This is a genomic window from Bradyrhizobium sp. 482_C4_N1_8 (assembly GCF_052075965.1).
GTDB lineage: Bacteria > Pseudomonadota > Alphaproteobacteria > Rhizobiales > Xanthobacteraceae > Bradyrhizobium > Bradyrhizobium barranii.
Genome location: NZ_CP197231.1, coordinates 4,143,178 through 4,162,508 on the forward strand (window position 1 = coordinate 4,143,178; position 19,331 = coordinate 4,162,508).

At 64.6% G+C, this 19,331-nt stretch carries 22 protein-coding genes; 14 read left to right on the forward strand and 8 right to left on the reverse strand.

Annotated features, from left to right (window positions below):
• The first annotated feature begins 100 nt into the window (after nt 1-100).
• Nucleotides 101-1,144 carry a polysaccharide deacetylase family protein gene (locus AB7Z56_RS19745; protein ID WP_063982938.1) on the forward strand — a complete coding sequence of 348 codons (1,044 nt, stop codon included), beginning with the start codon at nt 101-103 and terminating at the stop codon, nt 1,142-1,144.
• Here AB7Z56_RS19745 and AB7Z56_RS19750 read toward each other — a convergent pair.
• Nucleotides 1,141-1,356 carry a DUF2842 domain-containing protein gene (locus AB7Z56_RS19750; protein ID WP_063982939.1) on the reverse strand — a complete coding sequence of 72 codons (216 nt, stop codon included), beginning with the start codon at nt 1,354-1,356 and terminating at the stop codon, nt 1,141-1,143. The genes AB7Z56_RS19745 and AB7Z56_RS19750 overlap by 4 nt on opposite strands.
• A 110-nt stretch (nt 1,357-1,466) precedes the next feature.
• Here AB7Z56_RS19750 and AB7Z56_RS19755 point away from each other — a divergent pair, with 110 nt between their 5' ends.
• Nucleotides 1,467-2,543: a COX15/CtaA family protein gene (locus tag AB7Z56_RS19755; RefSeq protein WP_063982940.1), complete on the forward strand. Its 1,077-nt coding sequence runs from the start codon at nt 1,467-1,469 to the stop codon at nt 2,541-2,543.
• Between the two features lie 5 nt (nt 2,544-2,548).
• On the opposite strand, the gene AB7Z56_RS19760 is transcribed toward AB7Z56_RS19755, so the two are convergent.
• From AB7Z56_RS19760 to AB7Z56_RS19775, 4 genes are all read right to left on the reverse strand, one after another.
• The gene (locus tag AB7Z56_RS19760; RefSeq protein WP_063982941.1) at nt 2,549-2,893 is read right to left on the reverse strand and encodes a hypothetical protein; all 345 of its coding nucleotides are present in this window, start codon (nt 2,891-2,893) and stop codon (nt 2,549-2,551) included.
• Nucleotides 2,894-3,095: 202 nt separating this feature from the next.
• A complete protein-coding gene (locus tag AB7Z56_RS19765; protein WP_028149015.1) occupies nt 3,096-4,376 on the reverse strand; it encodes an O-acetylhomoserine aminocarboxypropyltransferase in 1,281 nt (426 codons plus the stop codon).
• Nucleotides 4,377-4,503: 127 nt separating this feature from the next.
• Nucleotides 4,504-5,088 carry a CoA-binding protein gene (locus AB7Z56_RS19770; RefSeq protein WP_063982942.1) on the reverse strand — a complete coding sequence of 195 codons (585 nt, stop codon included), beginning with the start codon at nt 5,086-5,088 and terminating at the stop codon, nt 4,504-4,506.
• Nucleotides 5,089-5,211: 123 nt separating this feature from the next.
• Nucleotides 5,212-6,036: an enoyl-CoA hydratase gene (locus tag AB7Z56_RS19775; RefSeq protein ID WP_063982943.1), complete on the reverse strand. Its 825-nt coding sequence runs from the start codon at nt 6,034-6,036 to the stop codon at nt 5,212-5,214.
• An 86-nt stretch (nt 6,037-6,122) separates the two neighbouring features.
• Between AB7Z56_RS19775 and AB7Z56_RS19780 the strand changes: the two genes are divergently transcribed.
• From AB7Z56_RS19780 to AB7Z56_RS19805, 6 genes are all read left to right on the forward strand, one after another.
• Nucleotides 6,123-6,551 carry a PaaI family thioesterase gene (locus AB7Z56_RS19780; RefSeq protein ID WP_039147848.1) on the forward strand — a complete coding sequence of 143 codons (429 nt, stop codon included), beginning with the start codon at nt 6,123-6,125 and terminating at the stop codon, nt 6,549-6,551.
• A 158-nt stretch (nt 6,552-6,709) separates the two neighbouring features.
• Complete coding sequence (gene rplM / locus AB7Z56_RS19785) at nt 6,710-7,174, forward strand: 50S ribosomal protein L13 (RefSeq protein ID WP_008137961.1); 465 nt, start codon at nt 6,710-6,712, stop codon at nt 7,172-7,174.
• A gap of 1 nt (nt 7,175) precedes the next feature.
• Nucleotides 7,176-7,655, forward strand: a complete 480-nt coding sequence (rpsI, locus tag AB7Z56_RS19790; RefSeq protein WP_007611021.1) for a 30S ribosomal protein S9 — start codon at nt 7,176-7,178, stop codon at nt 7,653-7,655.
• 230 nt (nt 7,656-7,885) lie between these two features.
• Nucleotides 7,886-9,106, forward strand: coding sequence for a GGDEF domain-containing protein (locus tag AB7Z56_RS19795; protein ID WP_231142094.1), 1,221 nt, complete (start codon nt 7,886-7,888; stop codon nt 9,104-9,106).
• A 70-nt stretch (nt 9,107-9,176) separates the two neighbouring features.
• A complete protein-coding gene (locus tag AB7Z56_RS19800) occupies nt 9,177-9,413 on the forward strand; it encodes a hypothetical protein (RefSeq protein WP_063982945.1) in 237 nt (78 codons plus the stop codon).
• 99 nt (nt 9,414-9,512) lie between these two features.
• Nucleotides 9,513-9,809: an antibiotic biosynthesis monooxygenase family protein gene (locus AB7Z56_RS19805; protein WP_028155908.1), complete on the forward strand. Its 297-nt coding sequence runs from the start codon at nt 9,513-9,515 to the stop codon at nt 9,807-9,809.
• 76 nt (nt 9,810-9,885) lie between these two features.
• On the opposite strand, the gene AB7Z56_RS19810 is transcribed toward AB7Z56_RS19805, so the two are convergent.
• Nucleotides 9,886-11,019, reverse strand: coding sequence for an AI-2E family transporter (locus AB7Z56_RS19810; protein WP_135215989.1), 1,134 nt, complete (start codon nt 11,017-11,019; stop codon nt 9,886-9,888).
• 137 nt (nt 11,020-11,156) lie between these two features.
• Between AB7Z56_RS19810 and AB7Z56_RS19815 the strand changes: the two genes are divergently transcribed.
• Both AB7Z56_RS19815 and AB7Z56_RS19820 read left to right on the forward strand, forming a co-directional pair.
• Nucleotides 11,157-11,873, forward strand: a complete 717-nt coding sequence (locus AB7Z56_RS19815) for a hypothetical protein (protein ID WP_063982947.1) — start codon at nt 11,157-11,159, stop codon at nt 11,871-11,873.
• A 90-nt stretch (nt 11,874-11,963) separates the two neighbouring features.
• Nucleotides 11,964-12,737, forward strand: coding sequence for a gamma-glutamyl-gamma-aminobutyrate hydrolase family protein (locus tag AB7Z56_RS19820; protein ID WP_354131595.1), 774 nt, complete (start codon nt 11,964-11,966; stop codon nt 12,735-12,737).
• A 50-nt stretch (nt 12,738-12,787) separates the two neighbouring features.
• Here AB7Z56_RS19820 and AB7Z56_RS19825 read toward each other — a convergent pair whose 3' ends face one another.
• A complete protein-coding gene (locus AB7Z56_RS19825) occupies nt 12,788-13,765 on the reverse strand; it encodes a GlxA family transcriptional regulator (protein ID WP_063982949.1) in 978 nt (325 codons plus the stop codon).
• Between the two features lie 151 nt (nt 13,766-13,916).
• Between AB7Z56_RS19825 and AB7Z56_RS19830 the strand changes: the two genes are divergently transcribed.
• From AB7Z56_RS19830 to AB7Z56_RS19845, 4 genes are all read left to right on the forward strand, one after another.
• The gene (locus AB7Z56_RS19830) at nt 13,917-14,174 is read left to right on the forward strand and encodes a tautomerase family protein (protein ID WP_014494824.1); all 258 of its coding nucleotides are present in this window, start codon (nt 13,917-13,919) and stop codon (nt 14,172-14,174) included.
• Between the two features lie 177 nt (nt 14,175-14,351).
• Nucleotides 14,352-15,755 carry an NfeD family protein gene (locus tag AB7Z56_RS19835; protein WP_063982950.1) on the forward strand — a complete coding sequence of 468 codons (1,404 nt, stop codon included), beginning with the start codon at nt 14,352-14,354 and terminating at the stop codon, nt 15,753-15,755.
• On the forward strand, nt 15,752-16,513 hold the full coding sequence (locus AB7Z56_RS19840) for a slipin family protein (protein WP_063982951.1): 762 nt from the start codon (nt 15,752-15,754) through the stop codon (nt 16,511-16,513). The genes AB7Z56_RS19835 and AB7Z56_RS19840 overlap by 4 nt, the downstream gene beginning before the upstream one ends.
• An 81-nt stretch (nt 16,514-16,594) precedes the next feature.
• Nucleotides 16,595-17,728, forward strand: a complete 1,134-nt coding sequence (locus tag AB7Z56_RS19845) for an asparaginase (RefSeq protein WP_354131594.1) — start codon at nt 16,595-16,597, stop codon at nt 17,726-17,728.
• Nucleotides 17,729-17,842: 114 nt separating this feature from the next.
• Here AB7Z56_RS19845 and glnA read toward each other — a convergent pair whose 3' ends face one another.
• Nucleotides 17,843-19,252 (reverse strand): type I glutamate--ammonia ligase, encoded by a 1,410-nt coding sequence (gene glnA / locus AB7Z56_RS19850; protein ID WP_063982953.1) that lies wholly within the window; start codon nt 19,250-19,252, stop codon nt 17,843-17,845.
• Between the last annotated feature and the right edge of the window lie 79 nt (nt 19,253-19,331).

Below are 19,331 nucleotides of genomic sequence, written 5' to 3' on the forward strand. Positions count from 1 at the left end.
TCGAGAAACGAAAAATTTGCGTATTTCGGCCTGTGGCCGACCTTTGCAAAGAAATGTCAACAAAGGGTAATGACAATCAGGCGAACGCGAAGGTGGGACATTGGCATCCGACGACAGATGGCTGGAGCGGTTGCGGCTCGAGCTGGCCTGGTTCACCGGTCAGGCTGTGCTGCGCAGCCGCGGCGCCGGCGCGATCCTGCGGTTTCAGCACGTGCGGCCGCGGCGGCGCGGCGCGTTTCAGCCGCTGCGTGAAAGCGAGATCAGTCCGCAATTTCTCGATCGCGCCATTGGTGCGCTGAAGCAGTGGGGATATGACTTCCTCGGCATGGACGATGTCTGCCGCCGCGCGGTGACGCTGCCGGAGAAGCGGCGCTTCGTGGCGCTAACCTTCGACGGCGCCAACAAGGACCTCATCAGCTTCGCCTATCCAGTGCTGGCGCGCCACGCCGTGCCGTTCACGATCTATGTGCCCACCGCGTTTCCCGATGGAGTCGGAGAGGCCTGGTGGCTCGGGCTCGAGCGGATGATCGCGCGCGAGAGCCGCATCAACCTGATGATGGGCGAGAAAGAGCAGCGCTTCACCGTCACAGGCAACGCCGAGAAGCAGGCGCTGTTTTCGTTCGTCGAGAGCTGGCTGCGCTCGTTGCCGCCGGCGGATTTGTCGGCTGCGATCGCCGATCTCTGCACGCGCTACCGGGTCGACCTCGCCGCGCTCTCGCGCGAAGCGTCGATGGATTGGGAGGATCTGGCAAAGCTTGCGGCGGATCCGCTGGTCACGGTCGGCAGCGCGACGGTGAACTATCCCGTTCTCGCCAACATGAAGGACGCCGCCGCGTTGCGCGAGATGACGATGGGCAAGGCGGTGGCGGAAGCGGCCTTCGACCGCGAGATCAGGCACTTGGCCTTTCCGTTCGGCGATCGCTCGTCTTTCCGGCGCAGCCATGTCGTCATGGCGGAGGAGGCCGGCTTTGCCAGCGCCGTCTCGACCATCCCCGGCATCGTGGACGCGGAGGGGCGCACCAATCTGCGCGCATTGCCGCGGATTTCCTGGGACGGCCGGATACAATCACTGCGCATGCTGCGTGTGCTGGTGTCCGGTGCTGCCTTCGCGCCGGTGAAACCGACCCGCAGCGTTACGAATTAAGATTTGACGCGATCCGGCCGCTGCATCCAACTCACGATCGGCATCGCCGGCAGCACCCAGCCCATGCCGACCACCACGTAGTAGATCGCCTGCCACCAGCCGGACTCGGCGATCCACGGCATCTGCGCCAGCGCCATGCCGAGCAGGGCCCAGACGGTGGCCAGCACCAGGAGCAGGATGGCGCCGAGGAACTTGCGGGTGCGGATCGTCATGGCGGAATGCTGCGGCCTTCGCGTAACTTGCGCTGCGGGAGCGGGGGACTATAAGGGGCACGCAGTCCGGTTCAAGTCTCTTTGCAACAAGGCTTGGTTTTGCCCCTGAAATGACGACGATTTTCGCTCCGACCAATCCGCATCGCGCCGTGCGCTGGTGGCTGATTTCCGTGGCCGCCCTCATCGCGCTGATGGTGCTGGTCGGCGGCGCGACGCGGCTGACGGAATCCGGCCTCTCGATCGTCGAATGGAAGCCGGTTACGGGCAGCGTGCCGCCGCTGTCGGAGGCGCAGTGGACCGAGGCCTTCGAGGCCTACAAGAAAATTCCGCAATATCGCGAGCTCAATGCGGGCATGAGCCTGTCCGAGTTCAAGGAGATTTTCTGGTGGGAATGGAGCCACCGGCTGCTCGGCCGTTTCATCGGCGTGGCCTATCTGCTGCCGTTCCTGTTCTTCCTGTGGCGCGGCGGCCTGTCGGGTGAGTTGAAACGGCGGCTGTGGCTGCTGTTCGCGCTTGGCGGACTCCAGGGCGCCGTCGGCTGGTGGATGGTGGCCTCGGGCCTCACGGAACGTGTCGAGGTCTCGCAATATCGACTGGCGACGCATCTGGTGCTCGCGCTCCTGATCTTTGCCGGCATCGTCTGGACGGTGCGGCGGCTCGCCGAGCGGCCGCAGATCATTGCGCCCGCGCGGCTGAGATTCACGAGCGTGCTGCTGCTCATCGTGACCTTCGTCCAGATCTATTTCGGCGCGCTGGTCGCGGGTCTGCGCGCCGGGCGTGCCTACAACACCTGGCCGCAGATCGACGGCGCGTTCATTCCCGCAGGCGACCGGCTCTGGTTCGAGACGCCGTGGTGGCGCAATATGTTCGACAACGTGCTGACGGTGCAGTTCGAGCACCGTATGACGGCCTATGCGCTGTTCGTGCTGGCGGCGCTGCACGCGTTCGATGCGGTACGCTCGCGCACGGCGGCCGGCGGTGCGCTCTGGCTGTTCGCCGCGGTCAGCCTGCAGGCTGTGCTCGGGATCCTCACGCTGCTCAACCAGGTGCCGATCGATCTCGCGCTCTCGCATCAGGCGGTCGCGATCGTGGTGCTCACGCTTGCGGTGATGCAGGTGGAGCGGCTGGCCTCGCGACAATCTGCGCAGGCGCAGCCGCGCGCGGTTCCGGTCGGTCAGGCCGGCTGATCAGGTCAGCAATAGCCGTAGACGCCGCAGGCGTAGGGCAGGCGCCAGAAATAGCCGACCTGCGGTCCGCCGTAGTACGGGCCCTGATAATCGTAGCTCCAGGGCCGGCCATAATAGCCCGGCAAGGTGCTGGAGCCGGGCAGGAGCGGCGTGCCGGGCAGGTTGCGGATGTAGCTGCCGATGCCATAGGCCGGCGAGATCAGCGCATCCGGATCGGTCTCGACATAGACCTGTGGCGGGTCCTGCGGCGGCACGGCAGCGCGCCGTCTCGCTGTGGCCGGCAGATCGGCGGCAACGGCAGCTGAGACCGTCAGCATGGCGGCAAGGGCAGGTACCATCCAGCGCAGCATCGTCGGCTCCGAATCAAAGGGGCGATCCAAGGACGATGTATGCGGCAGATATGGTTAATGACTGTTAACTGACTGCGGCCAAAACGGCCGCCGTCATTCCGGGGCGGTCCGGCAGGACCGAACTCAGGTGCGCAATTGCGCACCTGAGAATCTCGAGATTCCGGGTCTGGTCCTTCGGACCATCCCGGAATGACGATGGCAATTACGCCCCCAGCGCCTGCTCCAGATCTGCGATCAGATCTTCCTTGTCTTCGATGCCGATCGAGAGCCGCACCACGTCGGGGCCGGCGCCGGACTTCACCTTGGCGGCGTCGTCGAGCTGGCTGTGCGTCGTCGAGGCGGGGTGGATGACCAGCGAGCGGGTGTCGCCGACATTGGCCAGGTGCGAGAACAGCTGCAGCTTCGACACCAAGCTGACGCCGGCGTCATAGCCGCCCTTCAGGCTGAAGGTGAACACGGCGCCTGCGCCCTTCGGCGCGTATTTCCGCGCGAGCTGATTGTACTTGTCGCTTGCCAAGCCCGCATAGCTCACCGAGGCCACCGCCGGATGGCCGGCGAGGAATTCGGCGACGGCCTTGGCGTTGTCGCAGTGCTTCTGCATGCGCAGCGGCAGCGTCTCGATGCCGGTCAGGATCATGAAGGCGTTGAACGGCGACAGCGCGGGTCCGAGATCGCGCAGGCCCAGCACGCGGCAGGCGATCGCGAAAGCGAAATTGCCAAAGGTCTCCTGGAGGCGGATGCCGTGATATTCGGGCCGCGGCTCCGACAGCATCGGATATTTGCCGCCCGTGGACCAGTCGAACGTGCCGGCATCGACGATGATGCCGCCGAGCGAATTGCCGTGGCCGCCCAAAAATTTCGTCAGCGAGTGCACGACGATGTCGGCGCCGTGATCGATCGGGCGGATCAGGTAGGGCGAGGCCAGCGTGTTGTCGACGATCAGCGGCACGCCCGCCTTGCGCGCCACCGTCGAGATCGCCTCGATGTCGGTGATGCTGCCGCCGGGATTGGCAATGGACTCGATGAAGATGGCCTTCGTGCGCGGCGTCACCGCGCGCTCGAAGCTTGCGATGTCATCGGAATCGGCCCACACCACGTTCCAGCCGAAGCTCTTGAACGCATGCGAGAACTGGTTGATCGAGCCGCCATAGAGCTTGCGCGCGGCGATGAATTCGTCGCCGGGCTGGAGCAATTGCTGCAGCACCACGACCTGTGCGGCGTGGCCCGAGGCGACCGCAAGCGCGGCGGTGCCGCCTTCGAGTGCGGCAACACGCTCTTCCAGCACCGCGTTGGTGGGATTGCCGATGCGGGTATAGATGTTGCCGAATGCCTGCAGGCCGAACAGCGAGGCGGCGTGGTCGGCGTCGTTGAAGACGAAAGAGGTGGTTTGATAAATCGGGGTCGCGCGCGCACCGGTGGTGGGATCGGGCTGTGCACCGGCATGCACGGCGAGGGTCGAAAATCCCGGAAGGCGATCGCTCATTGAGGGCGTCCTGTTCTTGTGATCTGAAATCGCGCGGCATGCTGATCGGCGACGCGCCCGCCGTCAAGGCGCCGCTTCACATCACGGCGCTACGATTGTCACGTTCGCGCAACGGAAGTCTATTGCGTCAGCTCTGCTCGGTCTTGTTCTTTGCTGCGCGATCGGAAGCCGCGGTGTCACCGCCGCTGACACTCATCCGATTGAGGGATAGCCGCATGCCTTGCGTCGGAGCCGGCGGCCGTTTGGAGCTCAGCGTGCGTGAATTGACGCCCATCCAGGAGATCTCCGACGACAAGCGGCCATATTCGATCTTCGGGCAGCGGTTCATTACGACCTTGATACCGACCGATTCCGCTTTCGCCGCTGCCGCGTCGTCACGCGCGCCGAGCTGCATCCAGATCACCTTCGGCAGCGGATCGAGCGTGAGCGCTTCTTCGACCACCGGCATGATGTGGCTGGAGTTGCGAAAGATGTCGATCATGTCGACGGGGCGGGCGATGTCGGAGAGCGAGGCGACAAACGGCTTTCCGAGCAGATCCTTGCCGACATGGCCGGGATTGACCGGGATCATGTCATAGCCGCGCTGCGCCAGATATTTGAACGCAAAATAGCTCGGCCGCACATTGACGGGCGAGGCGCCGACCATCGCGATCGACTTCACGCTGTTGAGGATGCCGCGGATGTAATTGTCGGGATAGGCGTCGTGGTTCATCTTTTTCTTTCTCTGACCCTCATGGTGAGGAGCGCGGCCCGCGCGTCTCGAACCACGAGGCCACAGTCGGGCCTCCATCCTTCGAGACGCCGCGTTCCGCGGCTCCTCAGGATGAGGAGTTGACTATTCATCCCGCCATGTTGGCGTGCGCTTCTCGATGAAGGCGCCGATGCCTTCCTCGGCGTCGCGCGCCATCATGTTCTCGGTCATCACCTCTGCCGCATAGCGATAGGCGTCCGCAAGGCTCATCTCGGCCTGGCGGTAGAACGCCTCCTTGCCGAGCTTGACGGTGTAGGCCGACTTCAGCGCGACCTGTTCGGCGAGGGCAATTGCGGCCTCGCGCTCGGTGCCGGCCGCGACCACGCGGTTGATGAGCCCGATCTCGCGGGCGCGCGTGGCCGGGATCGGCTCGCCGGTCAGCAGCATTTCCATCGCCTGCTTGCGCGGCACGTTCCGCGACAGCGCCACCATCGGCGTGGAGCAGAACAGGCCGATATCGACGCCCGGCGTGGCGAAGCTCGCCGCTTCCGAGGCGATCGCGAGATCGCAGCTTGCCACGAGCTGGCAGCCGGCCGCGGTCGCAATGCCCTGGACGGCCGCGACCACGGGCTTCGGCAAATGCACAACCGCCTGCATCATCGCGCTGCAGGCGGTCATCATCTCGGCAAAGAAGGCGCGGCCGCGATCCGGGTCAGTGCGGCGCGCCGTCAGCTCCTTCATGTCGTGGCCGGCGGAGAAGGCGGGGCCGTTGGCTGCGATCACGACGCCGCGGACCGCCTTGTCGTCGCGGATCTCATTGAGCTCGGCATGCAGGCTTGCGATCATCGCCTGCGACAGACTGTTGCGGGCGGCCGGGCGGTTCAGCGTCAGGACCGCGATGGGCCCTATGGTCTCGCGCAGCAGGCTCGACGGTTGCGGGGAGGGGGCGCGGGCGGCCTGGGCGGACATCGAAGCGTTTCCGGTTGGATTCTTGCAATTGGATGACGCAGATAACTTAATGTAACAGGGGACGTGAAGCGAGGGTGAGGCGAAGCATGGCGTTAGCGAAAATGAGCGTGGCGGAGGTCGAGCAGTTTCTCCGTGACGAGTTTCCCCAGGCCTTCAGCGGCGATGACATCACGATCGAGAGCGCCGACGGCCAGACCTGCCTTTTGCGCCAGCGCTACAGCGAAAGGATGCTGCGGCCGGGTGGAACCGTGTCCGGCCCGACGCTGATGGCACTGGCCGATTTCGCGATGTACGTGGTGCTGCTGTCCGCGATCGGGCCGATCGGGCTTGCGGTCACCACCAATCTCAACATCAACTTCCTGCGCAAGGGCCAGCCCGGCCAGGATGTGCTGGCGGAGGCGCGGCTGCTCAAGCTCGGCAAACGCCTGGCGGTCGGCGAGGTGAAGCTGCTGTCCGGCACGTCGCCCGATCCGATCGCTCATGTCACCTCGACCTATTCCATTCCAAATGTTTGAGCTTTTCGCAGGTAATATAGCACCATAATTTTAAGATATTGATTTTGCTATTGTAATTCCCGCTCTGGGGCATTGACCGTTGTGCGTCTCTTCTCTAGAAAACCGCCCAGTCCGGCGCGGTGTTCGCGCCGATATCTCCCGTCCACGGAAACTCCGATATGAAAACCTTTTCGGCAAAGCCGGCTGAGGTGACGAAGAAGTGGGTACTGATCGACGCCAAGGGTCTGGTCGTCGGCCGTCTCGCCACCATCGTCGCCATGCGCCTGCGCGGCAAGCACCTCCCGACCTACACCCCGCACGTTGATTGCGGCGACAACGTCATCATCATCAACGCGCAGCATGCGGTCCTCACCGGTCGCAAGCGCGAGCAGAAGACCTATTACAAGCACACCGGTTATGTCGGCCACGTCAAGGAGCGCACCGCGCGCCAGATCCTTGAAGGCAAGCATCCCGAGCGCGTGCTCGAGAAGGCCGTCGAGCGCATGATCCCGCGTGGTCCGCTCGGTCGCGTCCAGATGGGCAACCTCCGCGTCTATGGCGGCGCCGATCATCCGCACGAGGCCCAGACGCCCGAGAAGATCGACATCGCCAAGTTGAACCGCAAGAACACGAGGGCCGCATAACATGGCCGAATCCATCCAGTCGCTCGACCAGCTCTCGCAGCTCAAGACGGCGGCGGCGCCCGACGCGCCCAAGCACGAGAAGAAGGTCGACAAGTTCAACCGCGCGTACGCCACCGGCAAGCGCAAGGACGCGGTCGCCCGTGTCTGGATCAAGCCGGGCGCCGGCAAGGTCACGGTCAATTCGCGCGAGGTCGAGGTCTATTTCGCCCGTCCCGTGCTGCGCATGATGATCGAGCAGCCGTTCTCGGTGGCCGCGCGTTCCGGCCAGTACGACGTGATCTGCACGGTTGCCGGCGGTGGTCTGTCCGGCCAGGCCGGTGCCGTCCGTCACGGCATCTCCAAGGCGCTCACCTATTTCGAGCCGGAGCTGCGTACCGTGCTCAAGAAGGGCGGCTTCCTCACCCGCGACTCCCGCGTGGTCGAGCGCAAGAAGTACGGCAAGGCCAAGGCCCGCCGGTCCTTCCAGTTCTCGAAGCGTTAATCGCTTCGGTCACATTCGCCGCGAAAGCGGCTTCAATGAGATGCAAAAGGGCGCTGATTTCAGCGCCCTTTTTGTTGTTCGTTTGTATGCAAATTGATGACGTGTTTCCCGAAAACTTGGCCCCGCATGAAAACCTGAATGGAACTCGCGGGACATAGCGTCGCATCTGGAAGGGCGCGCAAGTCGGCTGGGCCGATCGCGTAACTTGCTATGTCTAGAAGGGGGCCGACATGATGTCGCTCGATAGCATCACGCTCTATTTGGTCGCCACCATGGTTGCCGCACTGCTCGGCGCCATGATGGTGTTTTTCGGCAAGCAGGAGAACAGCCCCGCGCTGAAATGGTGGGGCACCGCGTATCTCCTCGGCGCAGCGTCCGTCGCGCTATGGACCGCGGCCGGCGACAAGCTCGGCCCGCATCTTTACCTTGCGCTGAACGCAGTCGGCTTCGTCGCCTGCGGCATGGTGTGGAATGCGGCGCGCGTCTTCCACGGCCGCAAGCCGAATTGGCCGGGTCTCCTTGTCGGCGCGCTGGCCTGGGCCGCCGCCGTGACGCTGCTTGATCCCGCCGCGTCCATGCTGCGCATGATCGTCGGCGCCGGCATCGTCTCGGTCTATGCGGCACTGACGGCGAGCGAGCTCTGGGTCGAGCGGCGCAAGAGCCTGCAACGGCGCTGGCCGGCCTTCGTGGTGCCGGTGCTGCACGGCTGCGTGCTGATGCTGCCGATCGTGCTCGGCAGCTTCCTGCGTCCGAACGATGCCGGCTTCTCCGGCAGCATCTGGGTCACCGTGTTTGCGGTCGAGCTCATCCTCTATGCCGTCGGCACCGTGTTCGTGATCTTCATGCTGGTGTCGGAGCGCACGGTGACGGCGCACCGGACCGCCGCGTCCACCGATCCCCTGACCGGCATGCTCAACCGCCGCGGCTTCTCGGAAGCCTGCGGGCGCGTGATCGAGCGCGAGGCCAAGGCCGGCCGTCCCGTGACCGTGATGATCTTCGACATCGATCACTTCAAGTCGATCAACGACCGCTTCGGCCATCCTGCCGGCGACGAGATGCTGAAGCTGTTCTCGACCGTCGTCGTCAGCAACCTGCGCATGACCGATATGTCGGGCCGCATCGGCGGCGAGGAGTTCGCGGCGCTGCTGCCGTGTTCGCTGGAGGAGGGTGTCCTGGTTGCCGAGCGCGTGCGCGAGGCGTTCGAGACCTCCGGCGTCGTCGTCGATGAGGGCCCGGTCGACACCACTGTCAGCATCGGCGTCGCCGGCGGTCCGGCCGGCACCGAGCTCGAGGTGCTGCTGGCCTCGGCCGACACCGCGCTCTATCAGGCCAAGCGCGGCGGTCGTAACCGGGTCGAGGCGGCGGAGGAGCTGCCGCTGTCGCTGGAGAACTGGCGCCGCCAGAGCGCGGCGCGGGTTGGTGCGCCGCAGGCGCGTCCGGCCACCGCCTGAAGCCAAGAGGCGCCTCAAGAGGCGCCTTCGGTAATCCGCTGTTTACCATTCGATCCCTACCATTGCGGTCATGGAAGCGATCCGTCGACAGAACCCGCAGGCTGCCCTGATGTCGCTCGAAGCCGCTGCGGCCTCGGCACGCGGCGGCTTCGCTTGCGTGTTCTCCACCGCGGATGAATACGAGCGCGCGCTCATCACCGAGCGCCGCGCCCAGGGGCGCTACACGCAAAGCCGTAGCTACTGGCCGCTCGCGCTGTTCATCGGTTGCGCGCTCATCGTGGCGGGCACCGCTCTGCTGTTCGCCTGAGAGCACGCATTTTTGACCGGTCAGGGCGCCGATTCGGTGCCTTTTTCTTCGTTGCGGTCTACGGTAGACACACCCATCAAACAAACAGGGTGGAAACCGATGATCACCGAGATTGCGCAAATCGACGTCAAGCCGGGCAGCGAGAAGGATTTTGAGGCGGCCGTCGCCAAGGCCAAGGCCGCCTTCGGCGGTTCGAAGGGCTTTCACGGCTTCGAGCTGCACAAGTCGATCGAGAAGCCGCAGCGCTACCGGCTGATGGTGAAGTGGGCGACGCTGGAGAACCACACCGTCGATTTCCGCGGCTCGGAGAATTTCACCGAATGGCGCGGCCTCGTCGGTCAGTATTTTGCTTCGCCCCCGGAGGTCGAGCACACCGAGACCGTGCTGACGACCTGAGCGACTGCACGACGCCTTACGCCGCCTCGTTGCCTGAGCATGATCTTTTCGGAGAACCGCTGCGCACTTTTCCGGATCATGCTGCCAGGGGCGGCGCCTCGTACGTCTTGAAATGGTCGATCATGACCTTGGCGATGGCGACCAGTGGGAGCGCCAGCGCCAGGCCCCAGATGCCGAACACGACGCCGAGCAGGATCTGGAACGCGAACAGCGTGGCCGGCGGGATGTCGAGCGCCTGCCGCTGCAGGATCGGCGTCAGCACATAGCTCTCCATCGCGTGCACGCCCATGAAGAGGAGGAAGGCCGACAGCGCCGGAATCCAGCCCGAGGCGAGGCTCGCGAGCACCACGACGACGCCGGCAATGATGGCGCCGACGGTCGGAATGAAGGCGAGCAGGCCCGCCTGAATCCCCAGGATGAACGAGCCGGGGATGCCGATGATGGCTAGCCCGATCCAGGTCACGATGCCAACCGCGATCATCACGACGATCTGCGCGATCAGCCAGCGTTCCAGCGTCTCGCTGATGCCGTCGATGATCAGGGTGACGCGGGTGCGATGCCTCGCCGGCGCCAGGAACAACAGGCCGTCGTGGTAGACGCCGGGCTGGGCGGCGAAGGACAGCCCCAGGAACAGCACGATGAAGATGTTTCCCACGCCGTGGATGGTGCCGAGCAGGAGCTTGAAGGTCTGGCTCACGATCGCGCCACCGCTGGAGGCCAGCGCGCCGGCGCCGGGCAAGGAACCGCGCGGGGGTGCTGCTGGCGAGGGTGTCGAGTCCGATGGTGGATTGGCCGAAGCGTCAGACGCAGCGCTGCCGAGATCGAAGAAGCTGGTGTCGATCCCGTGGTTGTCCAGGAAGGTCTTCACGTTGCCGATCTGCGACTTGATGGTCTTGCTCAGCAGCGAGGCCTGCTCGGCGATGGTGGCGCCGCCGAGATAGGCGACGCCCGCGAGCAGCACCGCAAGCACGACGCAGACGATCGCGAGCCGGACCGGATGCGGCAGGTGCACGCGGCGGCCGAGCGCGTTGGTCAGCGCGTTGAGGCCGACGCCGAGCAGCATGCCGGTGAAGATCAGCAGCAGCGTGGTCGCAAAATACCAGGTGAAGACCAGCATCGCCGTGAACAGCACGACACCGATGCCGCCGACCGAAATTGCCCAAGCCAGATCGGTGCGGGTCGTGGGGCGTTGGTCTGCGAGGATGGTCACATCATGTCCTTTTCGGCGGCTGCGGGCGGGGCACTCTTTCGGCAAACGCGCTTTCGATCAAGACCGCGTCAACGCGCTGGTTTGACGCTGTCGCGCGAACGGTGCAGAGCGATGAGGAGAAAACAGGTGGGGGGCGCTTGAGTTTCATCAGCAAGTGGGCCGGTCTGCTCGGGCTTCTGGCCGTGATCGTGATCGGTGACCAGATCCGGATCAACCGGCCCAGCCACAAATACCGCCTCACGGTTGAGGTGACGACGCCTGACGGGATCAAGACGGGGTCCGGTGTTCTCGCCGTCGTGCCTGACCGCAACTATAACCGCGGCGGCCGCACCACGATGCGCGGGGAGGCCGTGTTCGTCGATCTCGGCCAAGACGGCGGCAAAGGCAAGAACCTGGTGGCATTGCTGGCGCATCAGCAGGGCGGCAAGCTCGACCTCGACGACATCAACTATGTCGCGCTCCGTGCCTATGGCGCCGCGCGCGGCAACCGCGTCTCGTTCAACGACATCAGCCGGCAGGCCGGCATTGTCCCGGTGCAGGGGGAGTTGATCCCCGTGCTCGTGAGCTTTGGCGATCCCCGAGATCCCCAGACCGCGCGCCTTGTCGCCGGCGACCATGCGGATGCGGTTCTGGGCGATGGCTACGCCGTCCGTGCCCTCACCGTCGAGGTGGTGCCCAACGGGTTTTGGCCGATCGATTTCGGCGGGGTGCTGGGGGAGCCCGTGACGCGCGGAATCGAGGCGAAATTGCCCTGGCTGGCCACGCCGGACGATCCGGCGGCAACCGCGCTGAAGGCCGCCGGCCTGCCCGTCGTGGGGACAACCGAGGCCCGGGAGGCATTTGCGCGAAAATAGCATTGCCGTCCCGCGATCCCTTCTGTTGAATTTGTTCCATCCCAAGGGCATGTTTGGAGAATCTTCTTACGCGGGAGGTCGGAACGGGAGATGAGAAAGCCGGTCGTCGGCGTGATCGGGAACGCCCATCGCGTCGAAAATCGATTTCAGGTCCAGATGGTCGGCGAGCGCAATTTGCGCGCTGTGGCCGAGGTTTCCGGCGGCCTGCCGATGATGTTTGCGGGAGCGCCCGACATCACCGATATCGGCGCGCTGCTCGATGTGGTCGACGGGATCGTGCTTACCGGCGCCCGCGCCAACGTCCATCCGACCCGTTTCAATGTCGACCCGTGCGAGCGGCACGAGCCCTACGACATCCACCGCGACGAGGTGGCACTGGCGCTCTCGGTCGCTTGCGTGTCCCGCGGCATTCCGCTGTTCGGAATCTGCCGCGGCCTCCAGGAGATGAACGTCGCCTTCGGCGGCTCGCTGCATCCGGAGATCCGCGAAATCCCCGGCCGCATGAACCACCGCATGCCCAGGCTCGAGAACGGCGAGATTCACCCTGATCCAACCGTGGTGTTCGCCGACCGTCACGATGTCGACCTCACGCCCGGAGGCGCCTTCGCGCGGCTGCTCGGCTGCGAGAAGATCAGGGTCAATTCGCTGCACGGCCAGGGCATTCTCGACCCCGGCAAGCGCGTGCTGATCGAAGGCATCGCCGAGGACGGCACCATCGAGGCGATCCGCATCGCGGAAGCCCCGACCTTCGCGCTCGGCGTACAATGGCACGCCGAATACGACCCGCAGCGCAATCCGATCAACCGCAAGCTGTTCGAGGCGTTCGGCGAGGCGATGGTCGTACGCCAGCGCGCGGCGGCGTAGCAAGAAGCTCGCTCGCAGCCCTCGACTGAACGGCGCCTTGGTTTCGCAGCTTACGCCGTCCGCTCCATCCGTCGCGCGCGATAGGCCTGCGGCGACATCAGGGTGAGCTTGCGGAAGGCCTTGCGAAAGCTGCTCTCGTCCTCATAGCCGGCCGTGCGTGCGATGGTCTTGATCGGCTGCGCGGTCGTCTCCAGCAGCGTGCGCGCATGCTCGACGCGGCGGCGCATGATGAAGGCTTGCGGCGGCTCGCGCGTGAGCTCCTGGAACTTCCGGTTCAGCGTGCGCTCGCTGAGGCCGAGCGCATCGGCGAGGCGCTTGACCGTCATCGGGCTCTTGCCGGTGCGGCGAACCAGCAGGTCGGCCCGGGTCAGCAGCGGGTCCTGCGACAGCAAATAGCCGACGGGCATGAAGATCGACTGGGTGCGTTGCGCGGTGTCGATGACGACGTAGTCCGCGCAGAGCTTTGCAATCGCCTTGCCGTCGACCATCTCGATCAGCCTGAGCAGGAGGTCGACCCACGACATCGGTCCGGCCGCGCAGACGATGCGGTCCGCGACCGTGATGACGGCGTCGGCGGCGAGGTCGATGGTGGGATGGCGCTGCCGCAGCTCGCCTTGCAGCCACCAGGTGATGGTGGCGCGGCGGTGGTCGAGCAGGCCGCTGCCTGCAAGCAGGAACACGCCGCTGCAGAACGCGCCGATCAGCCGGCCGCTCGCATGCTGCTGCCGAAGCCAGGCGCCGGCGCGGGCATATTGCGGTTGCAGGCGTTCCGCCGTGACGTGATCGACGAGGTTGCCGGGGACGATGATCGCGTCGAAGCGACCGCGTTTGCCGACCGCGCCATCGACGGCGACCATCTGGCCGCCGCCGGCGCGCACCGGCTTGCCGTCGAGCGAAAGCACCTCCCAGGCGAAGCGCGTTTTCGCACCGCTCTGCTGCATCACGTGATTGGCGAGCGACAGGATGTCGGCGACCCCGGCGATCGCCGAATGCATACAGCCTTCCAGCGCCAGAATTGCGAGCTTCATGAGACCTCCAGGACAGGCGCGGCGATCCTAGCCGATCGGCGCGGGGCTGCGTGGCGGAAATTGCCCGATCTCTGTCTCATCCGCCACTGCCTTGCCGGCGCCGTCAGGTCCAGTCTCGTGCCGTCGTCACACGACATCATTGGAGAGAGACATGCCTTACGTCACCATTTCCACCGTCCGCGGCATCCTGGATGCCGGGCAAAAGAAGACCTTGCTCGAACGCGTCACCGATCTCCTGGTCGAGGTCGAAGGGCAGGGCAATCCGGACTTCCGCCGCAACGTCTGGGTCAGGATCGAGGAGCAGGAGCCGGCGCACTGGTCGCTGGGCGGCATGCAGCCGACGCCTGAGATCATCGCCGGCATGTTCGGCACGATCGGCGCGGATGGCGTGCGGGTCCCACGGCCGTAGCAGCACAGCGTGCGCGGGCGGACCAGCCAAAGGCATGGTTCGCCACCGCCCTGTGCTCAATCGATCTGCGGGGCGATTTCCATTGCATCGCACAATCACAATCACGACCATGGCCCGCATGCGGCCGCATTGAGGTTCGCAAGACGCGCACCATATGCTCTGCAAGGGAGCCCTGCCGTGCAGACCATGAAGGCGGCCCTCGTTGCGGCGATTGGCGTCGTGGCTTTGATCTGCTGCCTCCTTCCCAGCTCAGCGGAGGAGAACGGCCGTCTTGCATTGGTCGTTTCGATCGACGGAGCCATCGGCCCTGCGTCGGCCAGCTACGTCAAGGAGGCTTTGGCCAAGGCAAGCGAACGGCGTGCCGAGGTCGTGCTTCTGAGACTGAACACGCCCGGCGGCCTCAATTCCAGCATGCGCGAGATCATCGCGGATGTGCTGGCCTCGCCGATCCCTGTCGTCGGTTACGTCGCGCCATCCGGCGCCCACGCGGCGAGCGCGGGGACCTATATCCTTTATGCGACCCACATCGCGGCGATGGCGCCGGGCACCAATATTGGCGCCGCGACGCCGGTGCAGATCGGCGGGCCGCTGCCGGGTCTTCCGAGCGGACCGGCGGACAAGGGCGGCAAGGACAAGAAGGACGGTGACCAGCAGAGCGAGTCCAAGGATCAGCCCAAGGATGCCATGACGGCCAAGGCGACCAATGATGCGGTTGCCTTCATCCGCAGTCTTGCGGAGCTGCGCAACCGCAATGTGGACTGGGCGGAGAAGGCGGTCCGTGAGGCTGCCACGCTCTCTGCGAACGCCGCGCTAGAGGCTCATGCCATCGATCTCGTCGCGCGCGATCAGGCTGAATTGCTGAGGCAGATCGATGGTCGCGTGGTCGAGGTCGCAGGCGGCAAGACGCAACGCCTGGTGACAAAGGATGCCGTCGTCGAAGCCATCGATCCCGGACCGATATCCCGCTTCCTGGCGGTGATCACCGATCCGAACGTGGCGTTCATTCTCCTGATGGTCGGCATCTACGGCTTGATCTTCGAGTTCATGTCTCCTGGAGCCGTCGCCCCCGGAGTCGTCGGCGCGATCTGCCTGCTGATCGGCCTCTATGCGCTCAATCTGCTGCCGATCAATTATGCCGGCCTCGCCCTGATGTTGGTTGGACTCGTGCTTCTCACCATCGAAGCCTTCAACCCGACCGTGGTGATCGGGCTCGGAGGGATCATCGCGTTCGTGCTGGGAGCGCTGATGCTTTTCAGGGGCGAGGCGCCGGGCTACCACCTGTCGTGGTGGGTGATCGGCATCACCGCAGCAGTGTTCGCCGGCTTTGCGCTCGTCGTGCTCGGTTCGCTTCGGCGCGTCGGCAGGGCTCCTGCACTGGTCGGCGCGCAGGCCATGCGAGGCTTGCCCGCCGAGGTTCTCGACTGGAATGGGAACGAAGGTCATGTCTTCGCCCATGGTGAGCGCTGGCAGGCGCGCGGCGCCGAAACGTTCAAGCCCGGAGAGACGGTCGAAGTCGCCAACATCGTCGACCTGACGCTGCTGATACGGCGCGCACCAACAGGCGAGGGAGGTACATCATGATGCTGGAATATCTGACCTATGCGGCGCTTGCGTTGCTCGTCATCATGTTCCTGTCCCAGGCTATTCGAATCCTGCGCGAATACGAGCGTGGCGTCATCTTTACGCTCGGCCGCTTTACCGGCGTGAAGGGCCCGGGCCTCATCATCCTCATTCCGATCGTGCAGCAACTGGTGAAGGTGGATCTGCGGGTGATGGTGCAGGTCGTGCCGCCGCAGGACGTGATTTCGCGGGACAACGTCTCCGTCAAGGTCAACGCCGTTCTGTACTTCCGCATCGTCGACCCCGAACGGGCCATCATCAAGGTCGGCGACTACATGGCCGCGACCAGCCAGCTCGCCCAGACGACCTTGCGCTCGGTGCTCGGCAAGCACGAGCTCGACGAGATGCTCGCCGAGCGCGACAGGTTGAACGCGGACATCCAGGAGATCCTCGACAAGCAGACCGACGTCTGGGGCATCAAGGTCACCGGCATAGAGATCAAGGACGTCGATCTCAATGAAACCATGGTGCGCGCGATTGCCAAACAGGCCGAGGCTGAGCGGTTGCGGCGGGCCAAGGTGATCAATGCGATGGGCGAGCAGCAGGCTGCCGAAAAGCTCGTCGAGGCCGGCCGGATTCTCGCGCAGGAGCCTCAGGCGATGCAACTACGTTATTTCGCGGCCCTGCACGACATCGCGGGCGAACGGTCCTCGACCATCGTCTTTCCGCTGCCGACGGGGCTGCTCGACCATTTTGTGCCGCGGCGCGACAACCCGTAGCCATCAGCGGCAGGATGACCCATCTTCGGCCCAAATGGAGGTGTCGAATATCGTTCCCAACTTAAACGGGAGGAAAATTCGATGACGAAGCATGCCGCCAGACCAGCAAGCCGCCGCCGAAATCGGACATTGATGCTCACCGTTCCGCTGGTCGCCCTCGCACTTTGGTCGTGGAGGATCGATGCGGCGCAGGCCGCAGAGCCGGGCAAGGACGCGACGGCGGCCGGCCTGCCGCGCATTCTCGTGCTTGCGACGGGAGGCACCATCGCAGGCCAGGCCGACACGCGCGCGACCGGCGCGTACAAATCCGGCCAGATCACCGGGGAGCAGTTGATGCAGTCGGTACCGGGCCTGGACAAGCTCGCGAAGCTGAACGCTGAGCAGATTTCGTCGATCGGATCCCAGGACATGAACGACAAGGTCTGGTTTGCCCTGGCCCGCCGCATCCAGGACGCCTTCGACAAGAATGAAGCCGATGGAATCCTCATCACCCACGGCACGGATACGCTCGAGGAGACCGCGTTCTTTCTCGACAATGTCGTGCGCGGCGACAAGCCGGTGGTGATCGTCGGTTCGATGCGTCCGGCCACGGCGGTGAGTGCGGACGGCCCCGGCAATCTGTACGAAGCGGTGCAGGTGGCGGCCGATCCGCGCTCTCGCGGCCGCGGCGTGATGGCCGTGCTGAACGACAAGATCCAAAGCGCCCGCTCGATCACCAAGACCAACACCACGAGCATCGAGACGTTCAGCTCCCCCAATGACGGCCCGATCGGCTATGTCGACACCGCCGGCGGCATCCGTTTCATGACCCAGGCCGCCGGCAAGCGCACGACCTATCCGCTCCCGGCAGGCGAGCAATTGCCGCGCGTCGAGATCGTCTACTCGCATGCCAACATGGACGCCGTTCCGATCGAGGACGCCATTTCCCACGGCGCCAAGGGCATCGTGCTGGCCGGCGTCGGCGACGGCAACACGTCGAAGCAGGCCCTCGATGCGCTCGAAGCGGCGGCGAAGAAGGGCATCATCGTCGTCCGCTCCACGCGGGTTCGATCCGGCTTCGTCACCCGGAATGTCGAGGTTGACGACGACAAGAACGGGTTCGTCGTGTCCGAGGACCTCAATCCGCAGAAGGCCCGTGTTCTCACTCAATTGCTGATCGCGGGCGGGGTTACGGCTCCGGCCGAGCTCCAGCGCGCCTTCACTGCAACGTGGTGATTGGGCGCGTCGTGTCCTGCAGGGAGGGTTAGCGTAATCCACCCTGCGACTCCCCAAAACGAAAAGGCGCTCCTCGCGGAGCGCCTTTTGCTTGTCGCAGAGAGTTTGGGCCGCTTAGCCCGAATAGTACATGTCGAACTCGACCGGGTGCGGGGTCATTTCGAAGCGCTCGACCTCGGTCATCTTCAGCTCGATGTAGCTGTCGATGAAGTCGTCGTCGAACACGCCGCCGTTCTTGAGGAAGCCGCGGTCCTTGTCGAGGTTTTCGAGCGCCTCGCGGAGCGAGCCGCACACCGTCGGGATCTGCTTCAGCTCTTCCTTCGGCAGGTCGTAGAGGTCCTTGTCCATCGCCGGACCCGGATCGATCTTGTTCTTGATGCCGTCGAGGCCGGCCATCAGCATCGCGGCGAAGCCGAGATAGGGATTGGCGAGCGGATCGGGGAAGCGCACCTCGACACGCTTGGCCTTCGGCGAAGCGGTGTAGGGGATGCGGCAGGAGGCCGAGCGGTTGCGCGCGGAGTAGGCGAGCAGCACGGGAGCCTCATAGCCCGGGACCAGACGCTTGTAGGAGTTGGTCGACGGGTTGGTGAAGGCGTTGATCGCCTTGGCGTGCTTGATGATGCCGCCGATGTAGTGAAGGCAGGTCTCCGACAGGTCGGCGTACTTGTTGCCGGCGAACACCGGCTTGCCGTCCTTCCAGATCGACTGGTGCACGTGCATGCCCGAGCCGTTGTCGCCATAGACCGGCTTCGGCATGAAGGTGGCGGTCTTGCCGTAGATGTGCGCGACCTGGTGGATGCAGTACTTGTAGATCTGCATGTGGTCGGCCATCAGCGTCAGCGTGTCGAACTTCATGCCGAGCTCGTGCTGGGCGGACGCGACTTCGTGGTGATGCTTCTCGACCTTGACGCCCATCTTGGCCATGGCGCCGAGCATTTCGGAGCGCATGTCCTGCACGGAGTCCTGCGGCGGCACCGGGAAGTAGCCGCCCTTGGTGCGGACGCGGTGGCCGAGATTGCCGCCTTCATATTCGGTGTCGGAGTTGGTCGGCAGCTCCGAGGAGTCGAGACGGAAGCCGGTGTTGTAGGGGTTGGCGGAGAAGCGCACGTCGTCGAACACGAAGAACTCGGCTTCGGGGCCGACGAACACGCTGTCGCCCACGCCCATCGACTTCACCATGGCCTCGGCCTTCTTGGCGATGCCGCGGGGGTCGCGGTTGTAGGGCTCGCCGGTGGTCGGCTCGAGCACGTCGCAGGTGATGACCATGGTGGTCTCGGCGAAGAACGGGTCGATCGTCGCGGTCACCGGATCCGGCATCAGGCACATGTCGGACTCGTTGATCGCCTTCCAGCCGGCGATCGAGGAGCCGTCGAACATCGTCCCTTCGGCGAAAATGTCCTCATCGATCATGCTGATGTCGAACGTCACGTGCTGCCACTTGCCGCGCGGATCGGTGAAGCGCAGGTCGACGTATTTGACGTCGTTGTCCTTGATCGATTTCAGGACGTCTTTGGCGGTCTTCATGCATACCCCTTTTGGCTCTGCGGGTCGGTTTCCAGGTGAGCAAGATTGTTCTCGCTTTTGGCGAGTTCGCGCGCGAGCG